The sequence below is a fragment of the uncultured Senegalimassilia sp. genome, from assembly GCF_934630535.1.
GTDB lineage: Bacteria > Actinomycetota > Coriobacteriia > Coriobacteriales > Eggerthellaceae > Senegalimassilia.
The window spans coordinates 17,328-40,068 of sequence record NZ_CAKTVU010000006.1 but is presented as its reverse complement, the minus strand read 5'-3'; the positions used below and the strand labels follow the sequence as shown (position 1 = coordinate 40,068).

At 60.4% G+C, this 22,741-nt stretch carries 19 protein-coding genes, 2 tRNA genes and 1 pseudogene; 4 read left to right on the top strand and 18 right to left on the bottom strand.

What is annotated here, in order from left to right; translation table 11 throughout:
- Positions 1–18 precede the first annotated feature (18 nt).
- From Q0D52_RS05230 to Q0D52_RS05170, 13 genes are all read right to left on the bottom strand, one after another.
- Positions 19–654: an ElyC/SanA/YdcF family protein gene (locus tag Q0D52_RS05230; RefSeq protein ID WP_294380728.1), complete on the bottom strand. Its 636-nt coding sequence runs from the start codon at positions 652–654 to the stop codon at positions 19–21.
- Between the two features lie 189 nt (positions 655–843).
- Entirely contained in the window at positions 844–3,417 is a 2,574-nt protein-coding gene (gene leuS, locus Q0D52_RS05225; RefSeq protein ID WP_294380639.1) for a leucine--tRNA ligase, read from the bottom strand.
- Positions 3,418–3,729: 312 nt separating this feature from the next.
- Entirely contained in the window at positions 3,730–5,022 is a 1,293-nt protein-coding gene (gene eno, locus Q0D52_RS05220) for a phosphopyruvate hydratase (protein WP_042436916.1), read from the bottom strand.
- Between the two features lie 225 nt (positions 5,023–5,247).
- Positions 5,248–6,015 (bottom strand): energy-coupling factor transporter transmembrane protein EcfT, encoded by a 768-nt coding sequence (locus Q0D52_RS05215; protein WP_294380638.1) that lies wholly within the window; start codon positions 6,013–6,015, stop codon positions 5,248–5,250.
- 154 nt (positions 6,016–6,169) lie between these two features.
- A complete protein-coding gene (gene rplQ / locus Q0D52_RS05210) occupies positions 6,170–6,658 on the bottom strand; it encodes a 50S ribosomal protein L17 (RefSeq protein WP_042436918.1) in 489 nt (162 codons plus the stop codon).
- Between the two features lie 12 nt (positions 6,659–6,670).
- Complete coding sequence (locus Q0D52_RS05205; RefSeq protein WP_042436921.1) at positions 6,671–7,621, bottom strand: DNA-directed RNA polymerase subunit alpha; 951 nt, start codon at positions 7,619–7,621, stop codon at positions 6,671–6,673.
- 27 nt (positions 7,622–7,648) lie between these two features.
- Entirely contained in the window at positions 7,649–8,245 is a 597-nt protein-coding gene (gene rpsD / locus Q0D52_RS05200) for a 30S ribosomal protein S4 (RefSeq protein WP_042436924.1), read from the bottom strand.
- 19 nt (positions 8,246–8,264) lie between these two features.
- Complete coding sequence (rpsK, locus tag Q0D52_RS05195) at positions 8,265–8,663, bottom strand: 30S ribosomal protein S11 (RefSeq protein ID WP_042436927.1); 399 nt, start codon at positions 8,661–8,663, stop codon at positions 8,265–8,267.
- Between the two features lie 16 nt (positions 8,664–8,679).
- Entirely contained in the window at positions 8,680–9,048 is a 369-nt protein-coding gene (rpsM, locus tag Q0D52_RS05190) for a 30S ribosomal protein S13 (RefSeq protein WP_042436929.1), read from the bottom strand.
- Positions 9,049–9,069: 21 nt separating this feature from the next.
- A complete protein-coding gene (rpmJ, locus tag Q0D52_RS05185) occupies positions 9,070–9,183 on the bottom strand; it encodes a 50S ribosomal protein L36 (RefSeq protein WP_006363204.1) in 114 nt (37 codons plus the stop codon).
- A 100-nt stretch (positions 9,184–9,283) separates the two neighbouring features.
- On the bottom strand, positions 9,284–9,502 hold the full coding sequence (gene infA, locus Q0D52_RS05180) for a translation initiation factor IF-1 (protein ID WP_042436934.1): 219 nt from the start codon (positions 9,500–9,502) through the stop codon (positions 9,284–9,286).
- A 378-nt stretch (positions 9,503–9,880) separates the two neighbouring features.
- A tRNA-Gln gene (locus Q0D52_RS05175) sits at positions 9,881–9,954 on the bottom strand.
- A gap of 37 nt (positions 9,955–9,991) precedes the next feature.
- Positions 9,992–10,067: transfer RNA gene (locus tag Q0D52_RS05170), tRNA-Lys, on the bottom strand.
- Between the two features lie 143 nt (positions 10,068–10,210).
- On the opposite strand from Q0D52_RS05170, the gene Q0D52_RS05165 reads away from it, so the two are divergent.
- Positions 10,211–11,131, top strand: coding sequence for a LysR family transcriptional regulator (locus Q0D52_RS05165; protein ID WP_294162169.1), 921 nt, complete (start codon positions 10,211–10,213; stop codon positions 11,129–11,131).
- 322 nt (positions 11,132–11,453) lie between these two features.
- Here the strand turns inward: Q0D52_RS05165 and Q0D52_RS05160 are convergent, their stop codons facing one another.
- The 5 genes from Q0D52_RS05160 to Q0D52_RS05140 all read right to left on the bottom strand — a co-directional run bounded on the left by Q0D52_RS05160 (position 11,454) and on the right by Q0D52_RS05140 (position 20,476).
- Positions 11,454–12,971 carry an IMP dehydrogenase gene (locus Q0D52_RS05160; protein ID WP_294162171.1) on the bottom strand — a complete coding sequence of 506 codons (1,518 nt, stop codon included), beginning with the start codon at positions 12,969–12,971 and terminating at the stop codon, positions 11,454–11,456.
- 198 nt (positions 12,972–13,169) lie between these two features.
- Positions 13,170–14,576: a sodium-dependent transporter gene (locus Q0D52_RS05155; protein WP_294361409.1), complete on the bottom strand. Its 1,407-nt coding sequence runs from the start codon at positions 14,574–14,576 to the stop codon at positions 13,170–13,172.
- A gap of 139 nt (positions 14,577–14,715) precedes the next feature.
- Positions 14,716–18,030, bottom strand: coding sequence for an ABC transporter ATP-binding protein/permease (locus Q0D52_RS05150; protein ID WP_294380636.1), 3,315 nt, complete (start codon positions 18,028–18,030; stop codon positions 14,716–14,718).
- A 290-nt stretch (positions 18,031–18,320) separates the two neighbouring features.
- Positions 18,321–19,166 (bottom strand): serine hydrolase, encoded by an 846-nt coding sequence (locus Q0D52_RS05145; RefSeq protein WP_294380635.1) that lies wholly within the window; start codon positions 19,164–19,166, stop codon positions 18,321–18,323.
- A 107-nt stretch (positions 19,167–19,273) separates the two neighbouring features.
- On the bottom strand, positions 19,274–20,476 hold the full coding sequence (locus tag Q0D52_RS05140) for a DUF6273 domain-containing protein (protein WP_294380634.1): 1,203 nt from the start codon (positions 20,474–20,476) through the stop codon (positions 19,274–19,276).
- Between the two features lie 256 nt (positions 20,477–20,732).
- Here Q0D52_RS05140 and Q0D52_RS05135 point away from each other — a divergent pair, with 256 nt between their 5' ends.
- The 3 genes and pseudogenes from Q0D52_RS05135 to Q0D52_RS05130 all read left to right on the top strand — a co-directional run bounded on the left by Q0D52_RS05135 (position 20,733) and on the right by Q0D52_RS05130 (position 22,569).
- A complete protein-coding gene (locus Q0D52_RS05135; RefSeq protein ID WP_294380632.1) occupies positions 20,733–21,404 on the top strand; it encodes a DUF4282 domain-containing protein in 672 nt (223 codons plus the stop codon).
- Positions 21,405–21,525: 121 nt separating this feature from the next.
- Positions 21,526–21,588, top strand: a pseudogene (locus Q0D52_RS10100) (zinc-ribbon domain-containing protein); the annotation flags it as partial.
- 111 nt (positions 21,589–21,699) lie between these two features.
- Positions 21,700–22,569, top strand: coding sequence for a hypothetical protein (locus Q0D52_RS05130; protein WP_294380630.1), 870 nt, complete (start codon positions 21,700–21,702; stop codon positions 22,567–22,569).
- Positions 22,570–22,741 lie beyond the last annotated feature (172 nt).

Below are 22,741 nucleotides of genomic sequence, written 5' to 3'. Positions count from 1 at the left end.
CCGCGCGGCCATCTTGCTTCAGTTCGTCACATCCCCGCTTTGATCAAGGCTGATCGCTTCGCCGACATATGTTGACGGCACGCGGAACAGCGCCTTGAAGAAGTCCTTCGTGCGCGCAGGGATCTCCCGGATATCGTACTGCAGCTGCTTCTGATACTCGTGATAGTCGCTGGGAACGCCCTCGGCTTGCATCCCCAAGCTTTTCGCGGACCACAGCGCGCGATACAGGTGATACGTTTGCGTGGCCACCACGATACGCTCGCACCCGAACACGTATTTCGCCCGGTACATGCTCTCGTACGTGGAGAAGCCCGCATGGTCGCAGAAGATGTCCTGGCTGGGCACGCCTTGTGCGATGGCATATTGCTTCATCGCCTTCACCTCGTTGTACGAGGCGGTGCCGTTGTCGCCGCTCATGATGATCTTCGGCGCCACGCCCGCGAAGTACAGCGCGATGCCGTCATCCAGGCGGTCGGCCAGAATACCCGAAGGCGTTCCGTCGGGCAGCACCGATGCGCCAAGCACCACGATGGCATCGACGTTGCCGATGCTGGCTTTCTCGGGGGTGACGATGGACCCCTTCGAGCCCATGATGGTAACCATGTTCGTGATGGCGAACACCGCCACCACGGCCAATACCGCCGCCAGCACCATATCCAGCACCCGCCTCAGGCATCCCTTATGTTTCTTCGCGCTACTCATAGGAAACAGACAATAGCAAACGCCGAAACCTCACGGCAAGCGTTTTGCCGGAACGGCGCAACAACGCCACCGAAACCTACCCTCGAAAACAAAACGACCCGAAGCATCCTCCGGGTCGTTTCGACTGCAATGTCAGCGTTTTTACTTCGCCACGATGTTCACCAGACGACCGGGCACCACAACGACCTTCTTCAGGTCTTTGCCCGCCACGGCGTCCTGCACGGCCTCGAGCGCCACAGCCTTCACAGATTCCTGGTCGGCATCCGCGGCAACCGTGATACGGGCCTTCATCTTGCCGTTGATTTGCACGGCAAGCTCGACCTCGTCATCCTTGGCCTTCTCGGGGTCGAACTCGGGCCATTCCTGCGTATGGATGGAGCCCTCGCAACCCAGCGCATCATGCCACAGCTCGTCGGTCATATGCGGGCAGATGGGAGCCAGCAGCCTTACCAACACATTGGCGACCTCGGTCGCAAGCGCCTGCTCATCGGCGGATGCGGCACGCTGCTCCGGGCCGACCTTGCGCAGGTAATCGCCGATGGCGTTCACCAGCTCCATGATGGCGGCGATGGCGGTGTTGAAGTTGTTGCGATCGAAATCATCCACAACCTTACCGGCAACGCGATGACGCTCGCGCAGCAGCACCTTGCGAGCCGCTGCCGCCTCGGCATCGGATGCGCCCGGCTGATACAGCGTATCCTCATCAGCCTTGCCCATCAGGTCGTACACCATGCGCCACACGCGGTTGAGGAACTTGTGCATGCCGGCCAGGCCGTCCTCGTTCCACTGCAGCTCCTTATCAGGCGGGGCCATGAACAAGATGTAGGCGCGCACGGCGTCGCAGCCGTAGCCCGCGATCATCTCCTCAGGGGAGATGACGTTGCCCTTGGACTTGCTCATGACGTCGCCGTGCTCGTCGAGCACCATGCCCTGGCACAGCAGGTTCTTGAACGGCTCGTCGAAGTCCAGCATGCCCAGATCGCGCAGCACCTTCGTGAAGAAGCGGCTGTACAGCAGGTGCAGGATGGCGTGCTCGATGCCGCCGATGTACTGGTCGACCGGCATCCAGCGGTTGGTTTTCGCGCTGTCGAAGGGCAGCTCGGTGTTGTGCGGGTCGGTGTAGCGCAAGTAGTACCAGCTCGAGCACGTGAACGTGTCCATGGTGTCGGTCTCGCGACGAGCCTCGCCGCCGCACTTCGGGCACGTGCACTTCGCGAAGCCCTCGTGCGTTGCCAAGGTTTCGCCAGCGGAAAGGTCGATGTCCTCGGGCAGGCGCACCGGCAGGTCCTCTTCCGGCACCGGCACCAGGCCGCACTTGTCGCAGTAGATCATCGGGATGGGGTTGCCCCAATAGCGCTGGCGGGAGATCAGCCAGTCGCGCAGACGGAACTCCACCTTGCGCTTGCCGCGGCCCGCAGCCTCCAGGTCGGCGACGATGGCCTCCTCGCCCTCGGAGTGCTTGCCGCCCGTAAGGCCGGTGTACTTGCCGGACTGGACCAGTCGACCCTCGGCCTCCATGGCGCTCTCCCAGTCGACGCTGGTAACCACACGGCCCTGCTCGTCTTTCAGCTGCTCGAACAGCGGGTCGTCGTCACCCAAGATGATGGGAATGATGGGCAGGTCGTATTTCTTGGCGAACTCGAAGTCGCGCTGGTCGCCGCACGGCACGGCCATAACCGCGCCGGTGCCGTAATCTGCCACGATGTAGTCGGCAACCCACACGGGCACCTTCTCGCCGTTGATAGGGTTCACCACATAACGGCCGGTGAACGCGCCGTGCTTCTCCTTGTTGCCCTGCGCGCGCTCGACGGCGGTGATCTTCTTGGCGTCCTCGATCACCTGCATGACCGCGGCCTCGTACTCCGTGCCCTCGACCAGGCCCTTCAGGATGGGGCTTTCAGGGGCCAGCAGGAAGAAGCTGCAGCCGAACAGGGTGTCGGCACGCGTGGTGAACACGGTGATCAGGTCGTCTTCCGTGGGGTTCTCGGGTGCGTTGCCCTGCTTGTCGCACAGCGTGAACTTCACCTCGGCGCCCTCGGAGCGGCCGATCCAGTTCGCCTGCATCTGCTTGACGCGCTCAGGCCAGCCGTCCAGCTGATCCAGGTCGTCCAGAAGCTCCTGCGCGTAATCGGTGATCTTGAGATACCACTGCGTCAGGTCGCGCTTCTCGACGGCGCTGTGGCAACGCCAGCACTCGCCCTCGGTGACCTGCTCGTTGGCGAGCACGGTCTGGCACTTCGGGCACCAGTTCACCGGCGAGTTGCGGCGCTCGACCAAGCCACGCTTCCAGAACTGCAGGAAGATCCACTGACCCCAGCGGTAATACTCGGGGTCGCATGCTACGACGGTGCGGTCCCAATCGTAGGAAAGGCCCATGCGCTTGAAGCTGGCCTTCTGGGTTTCGATGTTGGCGTAGGTCCACTTCGCCGGATGGCTGTGATGCTTGATGGCCGCGTTCTCAGCCGGCAGGCCGAACGCGTCCCAACCCATGGGATGCAGCACGTCGAAGCCGCGCATCTTGGAGTAGCGGGCGATGACGTCGCCGATCGTGTAGTTGCGCACATGGCCCATGTGGATGTCGCCCGACGGGTACGGGAACATCTCGAGCACGTACTTCTTGGGCTTAGCATGATCTTCCGTGACCTTGTACAGGTCGGCATCTTCCCAAGCCTTCTGCCAACGAGGTTCGATCTCGTGAGGGTTGTACTGTTTCATCGTCCATCTTCCTTGGCTGACGCGGTAATACACATAGGGTTCATTGTAGCAGCCCCGCGTTTTCACGAGGGGAAAAAGCGGCAACATCCCAGGCAAGGAAAGCCGAGCGGGCTCCTGGGGAAACCTCATCCGGTTTTTGCGCCGGTATCGCGTGCCCGATGCCGGAAAACGACAAGCCGCCCAGGCGGCCCGACCCGCTTGCGGCGCGCGGCCAAGGTTTACCCCTGACTGCGCGAACCGCAGCGGAACGGCGCGCCTGAGCGGCCTGCATGCTTTACGCTGTTCGCCGAATCCAGCTCGGCGAGGCCCTGATTAACGCTTGATGTTGTAGAAAGCGTTCTTGCCAGCGTACTGAGCCTGGGAGTCAAGCTCCTCCTCGATGCGCAGAAGCTGGTTGTACTTGGCAACGCGGTCGCTACGGCACGGAGCGCCGGTCTTGATCTGGCCGGTGTTCAGCGCCACGGACAGGTCGGCGATGGTGGTGTCCTCGGTCTCGCCGGAACGGTGGCTCATAACGCATGCGTAACCCGCCTGCTTGGCCATCTCGATGGCGTCCAGCGTCTCGGACAGGCTGCCGATCTGGTTGACCTTGATGAGGATGGCGTTGGCGCAACCAAGCTCGATGCCCTTCGCCAGGCGCTTGGAGTTCGTCACGAACAGGTCGTCGCCCACCAGCTGCACCTTGTCGCCGATGCGGTCGGTCAGCTGCTTCCAGCCGTCCCAGTCCTCCTCGGCCATGCCGTCCTCGATGGAGATGATCGGGTACTTCTCGACCAGCGCGGCCCAGTAGTCAACCATCTCGGCGCTGGTCAGTTCGCGACCCTCGCCCTTCAGCTCGTACTTGCCGGTCTCGGCGTTGTAGAACTCGGTGGAAGCCGGGTCCATGGCGAACATGATGTCGTCGCCGGGCTTGTAGCCTGCCGCCTCGCAAGCCTTCACGATGTACTGCAGGGGCTCTTCGTTGGTGGTGAAGTTGGGAGCGAAGCCGCCCTCGTCGCCGACGCCGCCGCCCAGGCCGGCCTCGTGCAGGACCTTCTTCAGGGTGTGGTAGATCTCGGCGCACCAGCGCAGCGCCTCGGCGAACGACTCGGCGCCCACCGGCATGATCATGAACTCCTGGAAGTCAACGTTGTTATCGGCATGCACGCCGCCGTTGAGGATGTTCATCATGGGCGTGGGCAGGATATGGCCGTTCACGCCGCCCACGTACTTGTACAGCGGAAGACCGGCGGACTCGGCAGCGGCCTTGGCGCAGGCCAGAGACACGCCCAGGATAGCGTTAGCGCCCAGAGCGCCCTTGTTGTCCGTGCCGTCCAGCTCCAGCATCACGTCGTCGATAGCACGCTGATCGTCGGCTTCAAAACCGACGAGCGCGTCGGCGATCTCATCGTTCACATGGCCAACGGCATCCAGCGTGCCCTTGCCCAGATAACGCTCCTTGTCGCAGTCGCGCAGCTCAACGGCCTCGAACGCGCCCGTGGACGCACCGGAGGGAACGGCCGCACGACCGAAGGAACCATCCTCCAGCACAACTTCCACCTCGACCGTGGGGTTGCCGCGAGAGTCCAGGATTTCACGCCCGAACACATCGATGATGACGCTCATTGAATGCCTCCTCGTAGGATGTTTCCTTTTGCGCCCGGCGCCTTGCACCAGGCCATACGGGCAAATGATACCATGCCCGCCCCGACATGTGCGAACCAGCAGGCGGACGGCGAAATGCGCCTGTGCGCGGAGGCGATCGCTAGGGAATGGCGATAGCGGCGGCGTTCGCCGTAGCAGAATATGCGCCCGCACACGAAAGCGATTGCCAGAGAAGCGCCGCTGCGGCTAGAACAGAAACGCTATGGCAGCAAGAAGGCCCAGTCCCAACGCCAGCACAACACCCGAAGCTATCGTCATGCGGTAGTCTCGAAGCGAGGTTCGCCGGCCGCCGCGCGCACCATAGCAGCGGGCATCCATGGCAACCGAAAGTTTGTCCGCCCTTCGAAACATTCCCACGAACAGCGGGATGAAGACCGGCGGCCAAGCCGATACGCGCCGCCATAAGCCGCCCCGATGAAACGAGGCGCCTCGTGAGAATTGCGCATCATGAATCGCGCAGACTTCTTGGGCCATCAAAGGAATGAAGCGGATAGCCATGCTGAACACCATCGCTATATCGTCGGCAGGCACATGCAGGGCCCGCAATGGCGACACGAACGACCGCAGCGCATCGGTAAGCGCCGTAGACGTTGTGGTAAGCACGACGATGAAGCTGCCAAGGACGAGCAAGATCATCCTTGCTCCGTAAAAGCAACCCAGTACGAACCCCACCTGAGTATTGATCGATGCGAACAACACGGTGAGAACCGCCATCATATACACGGGGATTCCCATGGCCAGCATACGGCCGAGCGGGACGCGAGCCGATAAGGCCAGCACCAGGCATAAACCGGCAAGCAGGCACTGTCCGACCCACGTTTCAACCCAGAAAACGGTTGCGGTGTATGCACACAGCAACAGCACCTTTACCCGGGCATCGCAGGTGTGGACGAAGGAATCGCCGTCGATATACGTGTTTACTCGTAATTGCATGCGTGAAGTATAGCGCAGCATGGGATTCGGGAAGAAGAGTCGCTAAACCTTTTGAGCCGCGCCGCCATAAGACCTTCGCGAGGATGAAGCCATAAGTAGACCAACAAGCAAATCGAACAAAAAAAGAAAGAAAGGACCCCGAAGGGTCCTTTCTCAATAGCATGTGGGGGTAAGCTTATTCAGCCTTCTCCTCAGCAGCCTCGACAGCCTCAGCAGCTTCCTCGGCCTTAGGCTCCTCGACAGCCTCGACCTTCTTCGGAGCAGCCTTCTTGGCAGCCGGCTTCTCAGCCTTCTTGGCCACCGGCTCGGTGACGAGCTCCATGATGACCATGGGAGCGTTGTCGCCCTTGCGGTTGCCCAGCTTCATGATGCGGGTGTAGCCACCCTGACGATCGGCGAACATGCCCTGCTCGACCTTCTCGAAGATCTCGCGGACCAGTTCCTTGTCGTTGCCCAGCGCAGCGATGGCCAGACGACGGCTATGCAGGTCGCCCTTCTTCGCCCAGGTGATGATCTTGTCGACATCGGGGCGGATTTCCTTAGCGCGGGACTCGATGGTCTTGATGCGGTCGTTGAGGAACAGCGCCTGCACCAGACTACGCTTCATGGCCTTGGTATGGGCAAAGTCGGTGCCCAGCTTGCGGCCCTTGTAGTTATGCCTCATGGTAGGTTTCTCCTATTGCTTCAAATTGAGGTCCATGGAAATGAGCTTGTCCTTCACTTCCTCAATGGACTTCGCACCAAAGTTCCTGATGTTCAGCAGGTCGTTCTCGGAGAACTCGACCAGCTGGCGCACCGAATGGATGCCGGCGCGCTTCAGGCAGTTGTACGAGCGGACGGACAGGTCCAGGTCCTCGATCTGCTTGTCCAGCTCGGCGTTCGACTCCTGACCCTCCGGAGCGAAGATGGACGGCACTTCGCCCTCTTCCTCTTCGGGGGTGCTGGTCAGGCTGAGGAACGCGCCCATGTACTGGTTGATGATGTTGGCAGCACGGGTGACCGCATCGATAGGCTCGATGGAGCCGTCCGTCTCAACCTCCAAAACCAACTTATCGTAGTCGGTACGCTGGCCCACGCGGGTGTCGGTCACGTTCATCGTGCAACGGCGAACCGGGGAGAACAGCGAGTCGACATGGATGACGCCGATAGGATCCTCCGTGCGCTTGTTGCGCTCGGCGGAAACGTAACCGCGGCCCACGCCGATGCGAACCGTCATGTCAAGCTGGCCGCCGTCGGCAACCGTTGCGATGACATGCTCGGGGTTGATCAGCGTGAACTCGGTGGGAACCTGAAGGTCCGCACCGGTCACAACGCAGGGGCCCTCGGCAGAAACATGAGCCGTGGCCTCTTCCACGTCGTCATTGAGAGCCGAGAAGACCAGGCCCTTGACGTTCAGGACGATATCGGTGATATCCTCGATGACGCCTTCAGCCGTGGTGAACTCGTGCTGCACACCGTCGATTTGGATGGCCGTCGCCTTGGCGCCGTCGAGAGACGACAGCAGAACGCGACGCATGCTGTTACCCAGCGTATAGCCGTAGCCACGCTCCAGCGGTTCCACGATGAAACGCGCAACAGTATCGTTGACTTCTTCCGTTGTTACCGTCGGCCTCATGAACTCTGTCATGTTGGGTAAGCCTCCTTACTAGCGCGATTACTTGGAGTAGAGCTCGACGATGAGCTGTTCGCGGATGTCGAGATCGATCTGATCGCGGGTCGGAAGAGCCAGAACACTGCCCTGCAGCTTCTCGATGTCAACCTCGAGCCAAGCCGGAACCTGGAAACGGGCGTTGGAGACCAGAGCGCTCTTGATGACCAGCAGTTCCTTGGACTTGTCGGCAACGGCGATCTTGTCGCCGGCCTTGACGCGGTAGGACGGGATGTCCACGCGGCGACCGTTGACGGTGATGTGGCCGTGGGTCACGATCTGACGAGCTTCCTTGCGGGTGCGGGCGAAGCCCAGACGGAAGATCACGCTGTCCAGACGGGACTCCAGGATAATCATGAGGTTGTCACCCGTGATGCCCGGCATGGACTTGGCCTTGTTGAAGTAGCCATGGAACTGCTTCTCCAGCACGCCGTAGATGAACTTGACCTTCTGCTTCTCGCGAAGCTGCATCGCGTACTCGGATTCCTTACGACGACGCTTGGGCTCGCGCTTGGAAGTCTTGGAGCTGCTGTAACCCAGCACGACGGGATCCAGGCCCAGCTGGCGGCAGCGCTTAAGAACCGGAGTTCTATTGATAGCCATAGTAAATAGATCCTTTCAGTTACACGCGACGACGCTTCTTGGGGCGGCAGCCGTTGTGCGGAATGGGGGTGCAGTCCTGAATGCTGGCGACTTCCAGACCGGTAGCCTGCAGCGAACGGATAGCCGTCTCACGACCCGAGCCGGGGCCCTTCACGTAAACGGCGACCTTCTTCAGGCCGTGCTCCATAGCCGTCTTGGCAGCAGCCTCAGCAGCCATCTGCGCGGCAAACGGCGTGGACTTACGGGAACCCTTGAAGCCGACGGTACCGGCGGACTGCCAAGAGATCACGTTGCCCTGAGGATCGGTGATGCTGACAATGGTGTTGTTGAACGTAGACTTGATATGCGCAGCGCCAACGGCAATGTTCTTGCGCTCGGAGCGCTTGATGCGCGTGCGCACGTTTTTCTTAGTTGCCACTTCTTAGCTCCCTTACTTACTTCTTCTTGCCGCCGATTTGCTTGCGGGGACCCTTGCGGGTACGGGCATTCGTGTGGGTGCGCTGACCGCGAACGGGCAGGCCCTTGCGATGACGCAGGCCACGGTAGCAGCCGATTTCCATAAGGCGCTTGATGTTCTGAGACACCTCGCGGTGCAGGTCGCCCTCCACCTTGATGTTGTTCTGGATGTAGTCACGCAGCTTGACGAGATCCTCTTCGGTGAGGTCGTTCGTGCGCGTGTCCGGATTGATGCCCGTCTCAGCCAAGATCTTCTTGGACGTGGTCAGGCCAATGCCGTAGATGTAGGTCAAGCCGACTTCAATGCGCTTGTCGCGAGGAAGGTCGACACCAACAAGACGTGCCATAGGTTTATCTCCTCTTTCTTCCTAGCCTTGACGCTGCTTATGACGGGGGTTCTCGCAGATAACGAGGACCTTGCCATGGCGTCGAATGATCTTGCACTTGTCGCACATTTTCTTGACCGAAGGACGTACCTTCATTTCAATTTCCTTTCGGTTAATGCGGTCCTATATGTACACACCCAGCCGCAGGTGATTATTCTCGGGGATACTGGCGCGCCGGCTTGCGCGCGGGCTGAGACTACTTGAAACGGTACGTGATGCGCCCGCGGTTCAAGTCGTAGACGGACAGTTCGACCGTCACCTTGTCGCCGGGCAAGATCTTGATGTAATGCATACGCATCTTGCCGGAAATGTGGGCCAGGATTTGGTGGCCGTTTTCCAGCTCCACCTTGAACATGGCGTTCGGCAGGGCTTCCAGAACCTTACCACCCAGTTCGATAACATCTTGCTTGGTCAACGGTGCTCCTTCAAACTAAATTCGTCTTTTCGCAGCAATCCGGAATGATACCAAACTTATTGAGTTGTGTGGGGAAAATACACAAAGCGCACAAGACCAGAGGAGCTCGTGGCTTTTCGATACCTGCATGTCAGGCGTGCGGTCTAGATGCCGCGCAGCCTTCGCCGCTGAGATTGGGCGAGGCCGCCAGGTATTCGCGCAGTGCGCAGCCGCCTTGTCGGCTTAACGCGTGAGAATGAATAAGATGAGATTCGCGTTCAGATTCTTGCAACTATACCCCTTAACCGCGATGCGTCAAGAGCCTGACAAGAGAAATCACGTGTTCCGAATGTTCTCGGGCAATAAAAAACCTCCCGATCGGGAGGCTGAAACGTTAAATGGCTGGGCCACTAGGATTCGAACCTAGGTAGCTGGTACCAAAAACCAGAGTCCTGCCGTTGGACGATGGCCCAGTGCATTCAAACCGCCGTGGCGGCCCTGCGCAAAAAGTGGTGGGCCCTGTGGGGATCGAACCCACGACCTTGGGATTAAAAGTCCCCTGCTCTACCGACTGAGCTAAAGGCCCACTTCGCATATGCGCGGCTATCCATTTTACCGGTGCCCCATGAAACGGTCAACGGGAAAATGGGGAATTCATCTTGCCGCCGCAATTACGACCTCCGAGCTTTACAATGCGTTGCAACGCTATCTTTCGCGAAGGACGCAATTATGACGCTTCAACAGCTTCGTTACCTTATCGCCATTGCCGAATACGGATCGATCAACGCCGCCGCGCAGAACCTCTACGCGTCGCAGTCGAACCTATCCACCGCCATCAAGGAGCTTGAGCAGGAGCTCGGCATCTCCATCTTCACGCGCAGCAACCGCGGCGTGACGTTGACCAACGACGGCACCGAGCTGCTCGGTTACGCACGTCAGGTCATCGAGCAGGCGAACATGCTGGAATCGCGCTACGCCAACAAGGAAAAGCCCCAGGCGCGCCTGGCGGTGTCCACCCAGCACTATGCCTTCAGCGTGGAGGCCTTCGTGAACGTGGTCGAGCAATGCGAGGGGGATTTCTTCGATTTCATCCTTCGGGAAACCACCACCGCCGAGATCATCGACGACGTGCGGTCGTTCCGCAGCGAAGTGGGCATACTGTACCTGGATGCGTTTAACCAGCGCGTCATGCAGAAGGCCTTCGACGACGCCGATGTGTCGTTCTACCCGCTGTTCGACGCGGGCGTGCACGTGTTCGTTGGCGAGAGCCACCCGCTGGCCGGACGCGATATCATCAAGCCCGAGGAGCTGACCGTGTGGCCTCGCTACAGCTTCGAGCAGGGCACCGCGAACTCATTCTACTACTCCGAGGAGCCGCTCAGCTACGTCGAGCACTCCCGCAACATCCGCATCTCCGACCGCGGCACGCTTTCCAACCTGCTGACCAGCTATAACGGCTACACGCTTTCCACGGGCGTGCTTTCGAGCGAGATGCATACGGGCATCGTCAGCATTCCCCTTGACACCGACGAGCGCATGACTGTCGGGTACATCATGCACAACGAGCGCAAGCCTTCTGAGCTTTTGGACCGCTACATCGAGGAATTGCACCGCATCATCGGCGAGAGTGAGGGGGTGACCGCTCGATAGCGGCCCGAATGGGATGCCGCGCACGCAAAACCCCTTGCAAGCGGAACCCCGTTCCGCGTCAAACGGCTCGCGGCAGCATCCCGTCAGATTGATTGGACAAAAGACGAATTCAAGCAAATTAAGAAGCATCGGCCTTCACCGATGCTTCTTAATTTGATGCGCATCACGCCCTAGAAGCCGTCGATGCCCCTGAACGCGACGCGTATTCCGCCCTTGTAGCCGTATTTCCGTCCCGCAAACCAAGAACGCCCCCGCTTCCACACCGGGAATCGGGGGCGATTCGAGAACTTTGCGAGGCTTTGCGTTTAGCTAGACGACAAGCTTAGCGCATGTTGGAGGCGTAAGGAGCCTTGTCCTTGAGCACGACGTCGTGCGCGCCGCCCTCGACGATGGAGGTGGAGCTGATGACGGTGAGCTTGGCCTTGTCCTGGAACTCGGGGATGGTGAGCGCACCGCAGTTGCACATGGTGGACTTGATCTTCAGCAGCGTGACCGCGATGTTGTCCTTAAGCGGGCCGGCGTAGGGCACGTAGGAGTCGACGCCTTCCTCGAACGACAGGCTCTTCTTGCCGCCCAGGTCGTAACGGCCCCAGTTGCGGGCACGGGCCGAACCCTCGCCCCAGTATTCCTTCATGTAGGTGCCGTTGACCATGACCTTTGCCGACGGGGACTCGTCGAAGCGGGCGAAGTAACGGCCCAGCATGACGAAGTCGGCGCCCATGGCCAGCGCCAGGGAGATGTGATGGTCGTAGACGATGCCGCCGTCGGAGCAGATAGGCACGTAGATGCCGGTCTCCTTGAAGTACTCGTCGCGGGCCTTGGCCACTTCGATGGTTGCCGTGGCCTGGCCGCGGCCGATGCCCTTGGTCTCGCGGGTGATGCAGATGGAACCGCCGCCGATGCCGATCTTCACGAAGTCGGCGCCAGCCTCTGCCAGGAAGCGGAAGCCCTCGCCGTCGACGACGTTGCCTGCGCCGATCTTGACGGAATCGCCGTAGTGCTCGCGCACCCACTCGATGGTCATCTTCTGCCAGTCGGAATAACCCTCGGAGCTGTCGATGCACAACACGTCGGCGCCGGCCTCGACCAGCGCGGGAACGCGCTCGGCGTAGTCGCGGGAGTTGATGCCCGCGCCCACGATGTAGCGCTTGTGGCTGTCGAGCATTTCATTGGGGTTGGACTTATGGCTGTCGTAGTCCTTGCGGAACACCATGTAGACCAGCTTGCCCTCGGCATCCACCAGCGGCAGGGAGTTCAGCTTGTGATCCCAGATGATGTCGTTGGCAACCTTGAGGGAGGTGTCCTCGGAGGCGGTGACCAGCTTCTCGAGCGGGGTCATGAACTCGGAGACCTTCTCCTCGCCGGTCATGCGGGACAGGCGGTAGTCGCGCTCGGTGACGACGCCGAGCAGCTTGCCGTGGGCGGAACCGTCGTCGGTGACGGGCATGGTGGAGTGGCCCGTCTGCTCTTTCAGGGCAACAACCTGGTTAAGCGTCATGTCGGGGGAAAGGTTGGCGTCGGACTCGACGAAGCCGGCCTTGTAGTTCTTCACGCGGGCGACCATGGCGGCTTCCTGCTCGATGGTCTGGTTGCCATAGATGAAGCTCAGACCGCCCTCGGTTGCCAGGGCGACGGCCATGTTGTCATCGGACACGGCGGCCATGATGGCGCTGACCATGGGGATGTTGAGCGAAAGCGGGCACTCTTCCTGGCCCTTGCGGTACTTGACCAACGGGGTTTTCAGGCTCACCGACGCCGGAACGCACGTAGCAGGCGTATGACCAGGTACCAGAAGATACTCGTTGAACGTACGTGACGGCTCGTCGTAATAATAAGCCATGGGAGACGGCTCCTTTTCTCGCAACGGGATTTTCGTTGCTAGCCATTATAGTCACGCCGACGGCCCGATTGCGAGGGCGGGCCGGCAAATAGCGGAGAATGTGGAGAAACGTACGGAGGAAAGCGCTCTCAGGCAGCAAAAAGGACCGCCGGTTCCCCAGCGGCCCTACCAGGCGCGATATACGATTTCGAAGCCTTATCAGCCCAGCCCCGCCCATTTCGCGATGATGGGAGCGTAACCCATAGCAAACACGATGAGCATGCCCACGGGGATGACGTACGTCACGTAGCCGCGCGCCCACCGCGGGAACTTCAGGCCGCTGCCCGTGTCGGCCTCCGCCAGGAAGCCTTCCCAGCCCCACCCGCTTTTACGCGTGCAGAACAGCACCAGCAGCAAGCCGCCCCACGGCAGGATGTTGTTCGACACCAGGAAGTCCTCGATGGCCTGGATGTCGCCGATACCCGGAACCGTAAAGCCCGCCAACACGTTGAAGCCCAGGACGCAGGGCAGGCTAAGCACGGCCAGCAACACGCCGTTGACCAGGCATGCCTTCTTGCGCGGCGTCCCCCACTGGTCCATGGTGAAGCTCATGATGTTCTCGAACACGGCGATGACGGTTGACAGCGCGGCGAACGTCATGAACACGAAGAACAGCACCGCCCACAGCTGGCCGAACGGCATCTCGTTGAACACGCTGGGCAGCGTGATGAACACCAGGCCCGGGCCCGAACCCGGCTCCACGCCGAACGCGAAGCAGGACGGGAAGATGACGAGGCCCGCCATCAGCGCCACGAGCGTATCGAGGCCGGCCACGCGCACCGCCTCGCCCGTGAGCGTGTGGTCCTTGCCGATGTAGCTGCCGAAGATGGACATGCCGCCCATGCCGACCGAGACGGTGAAGAACGCCTGGCCCATGGCCGCGTACACGGCATCGCCGAACGTTGCCAGTTGCTCGGCCAGCGTGGCGCCGGCGAACATCTTGCTGAAATCGGGCATCAGGTAGAAACGCAGACCCTCAGCTGCGCCGGGCAGCGTGACCGCGCGCACGCACAGGGCGACGAGCACCACGAACAGGGCCATCATCATGACCTTCGTCACGCGCTCCACGCCCTTCTGCACGCCGGCGCGCGTGACGCCGACGCCCACGCCGACGATAATGAGCATGTACACGGCAAGCTGCACCGGATCGGCAAGCAGGCCGTTGAAAACGTCTGCCACCTGGGAGCTTTCCAGCCCCACGAACTCGCCGGAGGCGCTTTTCACCACGAAGGCGAGCATCCAGCCGCCCACGGTGGTGTAGAACATCATGAGCAGGTAGTTGCCGGCCAGGGCCAGCCACTTGAACGCATGCCACTTCGTACCCGCCGGTTCGAGAACATCGTAGCTGCGCGCGATGGAGCGCTGGCTTGCGCGGCCGGCGGCGAACTCCATGATGAGCGCCGGAAGCGCGAAGATGGCCAGGAACACCAGGTACATGATCACGAACGCCGCGCCGCCGTATTCTCCCGTGATATAAGGGAAACGCCACACGTTGCCCAAGCCGATGGCGCAGCCTGCGCTCACCAGGATGAACCCAAGACGGGTTCCGAACTTCTCGCGTTCCATTCGCCCTCCAAACCGCGCGTCGCAGCGCGCGTAACGCAAAAACGCCCGGCGTAGCGATACGCCGGGCGCTCACAATCAACCCTTGCAGTGTAGCGGAAAGCGGGGCCTGCCGCCAGAAACGTTACCGAACGCTGCCGCCTTATTCCGACCGCAGGGCCTCGACCGGGTCCTTTCTGCTGGCGGCGCTTGAGGGGATAAGGCCCGCCAGGAACGTAAGGAGCACGCTGATGCCCACGAGCACCACCGCCGCCTGCCAGGGCAGGATGGCCACGCTGCGGACATCGAACAGCGAGTACACGATGGCGTTGGCGGGAATGCAGGCAAGCGCGGTCAACCCGATGCCGATGACGCCCGCCGTGAAGCCCACGATAACGGTCTCGGCGTTGAACACGCGGCTGATATCGCCTTTGCTGGCGCCGATGGAGCGCAGGATGCCGATCTCCTTCTTGCGCTCGAGCACGCTGATATAGGTGATCACCCCGATCATGATGGAGCTGACCACCAACGAGATGGCGACGAACGCCACCAGCACGTAGCTGATCATGTTCACGATGGTGGTGACCGAGCTCATCAGCGCGCCCACGATATCGGTGTAGCTGACCACCTTCCCCTCTTCGCCGTTCGCCTCCATGCGATCGTTATAGGCGTCGAGGATGTCGATGACGCTTTGCTTGCTGGGGAAATCCTTCGGGTAGATGTCGATGCTAGCGGGCTTGGCATAATCGGCCCAGCCGAGCTTCTTCATGTTGTTGTCGTAGCTGGACTGCTCCGTGGACATGAGGCTTGCCATAAGCTCGGCAAGCTCGTTCTCGTCCATGTTCATCTGGAAGGCGTCGGCAAACGCGGACTGGTCGATGCCCATGGCGCTGGACATGTTGTCGGCGAGCCTGGTCATATACGAGTTCATCGCGGCGGACACCTGCTGCTGCATCGCGCTTGCGAACTGGGTCATCACCTGCGCCATGGCGCTTTGCATATAGGTTTGCATGGCAGCGCCGAGCTGCGTTTGCAGCTGCGAGGAGATGACCTGGGTCAGCGCCGGAAGCAGCTGTTGCTGGAGCTGCTGGCCGATCTGCTGCGAAAGCTGGTCGCGCAGCTGCTGCTCGATCTGGCTTGACATGCCGCTGAAGTCGATGGAGTCGGCGATGACCTGCTGCATCGCCGCCTGTGTGGCGGGGTCGGCCAGATACGCCGCCACGGCCGTATCGACGCTTCCCGCATATTCCGGATGCGCCGCCAACCACGCAGGGTATCCCTGCACGACGCCCATGACGCCAGCGGTGAGCACATCGGTTTTGATGGTGGGCTGCACGCCGTCGAAGCTGATGTCCAATCCGCTGAAATCAAGGCTCAGCTTGCTGACGTCGATGGCGCTCGGATCGATGCTGATGGAGGACGCGTCGAAGGCGGGCAAGCTGGAAAGGTCCAGGTTTATGCCCGACAAATCCATGCTGGCGCCCAGATCGGCGCCCTGCAACCCCGCGGTCAGCGCGCTTTGATCGAACGTGAAGGCGCTCTGCAGCTTCTGCCCGTCGATGGTGAACAGGCTGGACATATCGAAGCCGTTGCCGCTTTTCTGGTCGCTTTCCTCATCGGCGAACGACTTGCCCGTGATCACGTTCGTTGCCGGGTTCGCCTTCTGGTCCTGCACGATCTGGATCTTGCCCGCCTGGTCGATCAGGTGGTTCACCAAGCTGGAGGGATAGTACAGCCCCGTTTGCAGGGAGGTGATCTTCGCGCCCTCCTTCGGCTTCACGACACCCGCGATCTTCAACGTCTCCCCGTTGTCCACCAGGTTCCTCATATAGGCATCGTCGCCGGACTTGTCCTTCCACACGCCGTATTCGTCGTCGCGCCGGTAGAAGTCCGCGGCGTTCACCAGCTTGAAGCGGACGCCCATCAGGTCATCGTAGGAAAACGACAGGCTGTCGCTCGGCGCGTTGACGGCCTCCTCGTTCGCGAAGGCGCGCACCATGCTCTCGAGCTCGGCGTGATCGCGCAGGCCCATGGAGTAGAGCATGAAATCGCTCACGCTGCCGCCCGGCGTGAGCACCAGCACGACCTCGTCGTAGTTTTCAGGCCAATGACCTGCCATAACGTCGTACTGACCCTCGACCATGCCCATGTTGTCGGGCAGCTTGTAGAAGATGTTGGTGCTCATCATCGACGACATGATGCCGTTTGAGGCCGTGGACGAACCCAAGCCGATACTGCTGAACGACTTGTCCGGGTTCACCTGATGCACGCCGCCCGACGTGTCGGAGCCGAAGATCTGCGGCGTGACGTTGTAGCCATATTCGATGGAGCTCACATACGGCTCCACGCCCGATTCGCCTGAATCGAAGAACTCCTTCAGCGACGCCAGGTCGTTGCTGCCGATGCTATCGAACGTGCTCGCGATCATCTTCGACTCGTGCACGGGCTTATCGGAATCACCATCGGACGCATCGTCCTGGGATTTCTCGACCGACGAACCTTCCGCGCCGCTTCCCAGCCCCATCATGCTGGTCATGTCGAACCCCTGGTCCTGGATTTGCAGCGGGTACTCGGAAAGCGTCTCCTCCTCCACGTTGGCGATGTAGCTGTTCACGCCGTTGGCCAGGGACAAAATGGCGGCGATGCCGATGATGCCGATGCTTCCCGCGAACGCCGTCATAAGCGTACGGCCCTTCTTCGTGAGCAGGTTCTTAAACGACAGGGAAAGCGCCGTGAGAAACGACATGCTGGTGCGGCGGGCCTGCTTGGCGGCGCGGAGCGGGGCGCTCTCAGCCGCCGGGTCGAACGGACGGGTGTCGTCGCGGATGACGCCGTCGGCCAAGGTGACGATGCGCGTAGCGTAGCGCTGCGCCAGCTCGGGGTTATGCGTGACCATAATGACCAGACGGTCGTCGGCGATCTCGGTGAGCAGGTCCATGATCTGCACGCTGGTTTTGGAATCGAGCGCGCCCGTGGGCTCGTCGGCCAGCAAGATCTCGGGGTCGTTGATGAGCGCACGGGCGATGGCGACGCGCTGCATCTGGCCACCGGAAAGCTGGCTGGGCTTTTTGTTCACGTGCTCGGCAAGCCCCACGCGACCGAGCGCCTCGACGGCGCGCTGGCGACGCTCGGCGCGGGACACGCCGGAAAGCGTGAGGGCCAGCTCGACGTTTTCCAGGATGATCTGGTGCGGGATAAGGTTATAGGCCTGGAACACGAAGCCGATGCGGTTGTTGCGATACGCGTCCCAATCGCGATCTTTGTATTCGCTTGTGGACACGCCGTCGATAAGCAGGTTTCCGCCGTCGTAGTGGTCAAGGCCGCCGATGATGTTGAGCATGGTGGTCTTGCCCGAGCCCGAAGGGCCGAGCACCGCCACGAACTCGTTGTCGCGGAAGGCCACCGACACATGGTCGAGCGCGGTTTGCGTGAAATCCGCAGTGGTGTAGGACTTGCACACGTTTATCAGTTGCAGCATGCAGCCGCCTTTCGAATTTGAAGATAATCGCTATGATTATCCCCCGCCGCTCGCCCTGTTCGCCCCGCTTTCGCGAAATGCGCGGAATCCGTTACCTTCGAAGATCGAGACTAATCTGCCGCCCGGTAAAAGCCGCAGCGGCAACCACCGCCGTAAACGGAAGAGCTTCGCCATTGCCGGGATACCGAATCGCAACGGAGGCAACCGAAAAACAGCCGCAATGAGAACAACCCGCAACAGCCGGCCACCGCCGTTGCGGGTTGTTAGGGAAAAGCGAACCAGTATGCCCGTTAGCCGATCGCAGAATCCGCCTTTTGCGCAACATCGGCCATGCAATCCTGCGCCTGCGACCTTTCGGCATCGCCGGAAAGCACCACCAACACATAGGGATTCTGGTCGAGCACGATGCCCCCATCATTGAACACGCCATCGAGCGTACCCGTCTTGTGGGCAAAGACACTGCCCGCCGGCAACCCTTCAAGCAGTCCAGCGTCATCGTGCTGACCTTTCAACAAGTCAAGGGCGAACTCGCTCGCGTCCGAGCTCACCAGCTTCCCCTGGTAGACAAGCTGCAACATATGCGCAACGTCATTCGCCGACGTATAGTTCTCGACATCCGTAGAGAAATCCATCATACGGCGGTTGAGCGCGGTCTGCGTGAGGCCGATACCCCTCGTATACTCGTTCACAGCCGGCATACCGACCGCATCGATAATCAGATTAGTGGCAATATTGTCGCTATCTTGAATCATATAAGCGGCAAGCTGGCGATACGTATACGACCCGCCAGCACCCGATGCCTGGATAACGCCCGTACCTCCCACTACATCCGACGGGCCCACGGTTACCGAATCATCAAGCGATAGCACCCCGGATTGCGCTTGGTCGAGCAAAGTCCCCAATATCGCCAGCTTAATGATGCTGGCAGAAACGAAGGGCTCGTCACCGTTCACGTTGACCGACCAAGATCCATCAGCCGATGCGCATGCAACGGCATAAGTCCCCGTATGAGCCTCCGTAGCCTGCTCCAACGCATCCCGCAAGCCCTCGGGCGCCGAAGCAGGCGCCACGGCTTCGCTAGCCCGAGCATCATCGACGCAGTCGACAAGCGCCTCAACATCGGAGATGCCGGTCACCTCTCCCCGTTTCTCCTGGCCAGAATCGCATCCAGCAAGCAAACACGATGCAAACAGCACCGTCGTTGCCGCCAGCAAAACGCCAGCGGCCCGCACTGCCGCGCCCATCACAAACAGAATCCGAACACGACGCCCTCCGCGGTGGAGGCATAGCCGCCGTTGTCAACTTCCGGCCCCATATCTCCGAACGACGTTGCGACATTGGGAGCCGACGAGCGCATCCACCAAACGCCGGGATTGCTCGATCCGGCGATACTGCGATCAAGCGAAGCGTGGCCCTGCTCGCCGGCAACGCCTTGCTGCTTGAACCAAGCGTATTGCGAGCCCTCTTTATTGTCCACCGTATCGATATAGCTTTGGTCAGATCCTTTGTTCCACGCAATGGGGCCAAGGCATTCCATCCAGGAGAACAGCCATACGCTATCCTGCGTTTCGGTGACGCTTGCAGACGAGGTGGTCTTACCGGCGTTGTTCGACAGCTTGCTCACCGGCATCACGTTAGAGCGCATTTCATCGGGGAACGACTGCAGCACGTCCCCGTTCAGCCAAGCACGCATACCCGAGGACTTCCAACCACCGGAGTTCGAAGCCGTGGGGTTCATAGGATGCTCGGCGAAAATATCCGAGGTCATGAACGTGAACGCCGCGTTTCGCCCGCTCGATCCCTTGTCTTTGAACACGTCGACGATGAACACGTCGACGTTTCCCATAGATGTCTGCAGCGTCTTCTCTTCGCCGGTAAACGAGCCGTCCGGCTTCACAAGGTTGTAGCTTGCCGCCACCTTCACGGCATCGTCGCGATTTTTCGCCGTGCGCTCTATTTCCGCAGCGATATTCGAAAGGTCAGCCCACGAATACTCGGAGATGCCGCTTTTCACCTGCACTTGCTGGGAGACGGTGTTTTCCGTGGCGGATCCCTGCGCCCCGTCGGATTGCTGTTGGGCCTGTTGGTCGGTCTGCTGCCGACTTACCGCCTCGCTAGACGAGCCATCAACCGCTCCGACGATGCGAGGCACAGCGAACACGGCTACCGCGATGACAAGAACCGCACATACCGCCGCAACGGTCGCAACCTGCGGGGAGATGCCCTTGCTCCGGGAGGCGGTCCCTTGCGCCACCGCCGGGCGAAACCCCTGATTGTCCCCAACATCTTGCAACGGCGACGCCTGCGCTGAGACGGTATCCCCCGCTTGCCGACCCAAGGCGTCGCCAGCATACGACGCAGGCTCTTCATCAAGAACCGGGGCCCCGCAAAACTCGCAGAACCTGGCATCGTCTCCAATCGGCTTTCCGCAATTCGCGCAGAACATAGCGCACCCCCCTACCGCTAACCACCAAACAGCATCCGCTACAACAGAAGCATGATGGCTCCATAGTAGCCGAACAACAAGCAAAGAAAACAGGCGAATCAGCGTCCGGCGTCCCTCCGCCCGGTTCCGCGACTCGCCCTCCGGGACGATTCCCGCCAAGGCGATTGCGACGAATGCCAGCGGGCGCCGTTACCGGTATACTATCTTCATTGCGGCAGGAAGGGCCGCTTTAGGGGTTCGAAAAGGAGGGAACGTTATGCATGGTTCAATTGGGTTTCTCGGAATGACTGCAGCCATCGGCATCATCGCACCCGTTTTGGGGATTGCGGCCATTGCGGCGGCGATCGTGCTGTTCATCAAGTTCGCAAGCAAGAAAGCGGACAAGACAAAGCCGCTCACCAAGTTCTTTGGCTTCGACCACTTGTTCATCGAGAGCATCACGAAGTTCCTGTACGCGCTCTCAACAACCTGTATAGCGGCATTTTGTCTGATCTTCCCCTTTATGTCCGCCGCATCTACGTCTATTACATCGGAATCAGGAATCATGGCAGTGGGAGCCTTCTTCGAAGGTCTTGTCGCGGCCGTCTTCGCATTCGTGATTCTCGAGGTTGTCAACCGCCTGCTTTTCGAATGGAGCATGATGTTCATCCGCGGCGCGGTCGATTTGCACGACATCCGCAACAAAATGCTCGGATCGACCGATTCGGCATTCAATGATTCAATCGATCTGAGCGGGATATTCGCTGCAAAGCGCCATTCCAGCGATACCCCGACGAGCAAGGCCGAGCAGACGGTTGCCCAACCCTCCCAGCCCGCACAGCCGACGGTGCCCATCAGCCCCGTCGCGGCGAGCACATGGGACTGCCCGTGCGGAAAGACGGGCAACGCCGGATCGTTTTGCCCCAAATGCGGACACCCCCGGCCGTAGCTAATAAGCCATCACAAATTGACTCGATCCACAAGCAAGGCAACCGCTCTGAACGGATTGCCGTAGTCTTTAGCATCAGGTATCGGTTGCAGGCATAACTGCAGCCGCGAAGGAGGCATCGATGTACTGCGAGCATTGCGGAGCGAAGCTTTCCGAAAATGCACGGTTTTGCCCAACCTGCGGAAGCGCAACCAGCGAACAACCCCCAGCCGACGGCCAAGAATCGGCAAGCGCATCCGGCGCAACGTCCTGTTCCCAAGAGGATACGCCCCGGAAAGCCATCGGAAAGCCCGCCGTGATCGCGGTTTCGGCCGTGGCGTTTGCGCTTATCGCCGGCGGAGTCGCTTTCGGCGCTCTCTCCATCAGCAGCCCGGCAAAACCCGCAGACGAACAGACGTCAGCCGAACAAGAGACCCCGGAGATAAAGCAACAGGAACAGCCATCGGCTGCTGCGGTGCCGGAGCAAGAGCCGGCACCCGATACCGCACCGGAGCCCGAGCCCACGCCCGCGCCCGTCAATCCCGCCGCAGAGGCGCAAACCGCCTTGCAAGCGGTCGTCGACGACTATCGCTCGCTTGCAGACGATTCCGCCAAGCTCAGCAAGGACGACCTGGCCTCTAGACACCCTTACGTGAATTCGATGGCCCTTCCCAATTATCTTATGGATTGGGCGGACAACGGCTTCTCGAACGTTTGCTACGCCTTTTCCGATCTGAATGGCGATAACGTCCCCGAGCTGATCATCGGCTGCAAAAATGCGCAGTCCGACACGCAGGCGTTCGACATCTGGTCCTATGTCAACAACGCCCCTGTTCGCGTCGCTTATTCATGGGAACGTTCGATTATGCGCGTTTGCGCCGGCGACTATCTTTACGAACGCGGAAGCGGCGGCTTCCAAGACTGGATGATCACCGTGAGCACGCTGAGCGCCTACCCAACCGGCGTCGGCGACGCCTGGACGGACTACACGAACGGTTTCAAGGGTCGCACCGACAACCTCAACGTAGTCGAGAAGCTCGGCATGGAGAGCGGAACCTACGTGAAGATTGATGCGCAGGGTAACAAGACAGCTATCACCGCCGAGCAATTCCAGACCGAGAATCAAACCATCGAGCAGCAATACCCGGCTGACAGCTCCATCGACTGGATCTCTCTCATTTCATAGCATCCTCGCAGCGACTCGCAAGAAGAGTGGAACCCTTTGCTTTCGGCATACGGCGGCGACCCAACTCCTGGGGCTCTTTCCCGCCGGCCGCCTCCGCGAACCGCGAACGCGGCCGTCGCAGTTGTCGGCTTTCCCCGTTGCACCCCCTCCCCGCCTAGCGTGCCCGCCCCTG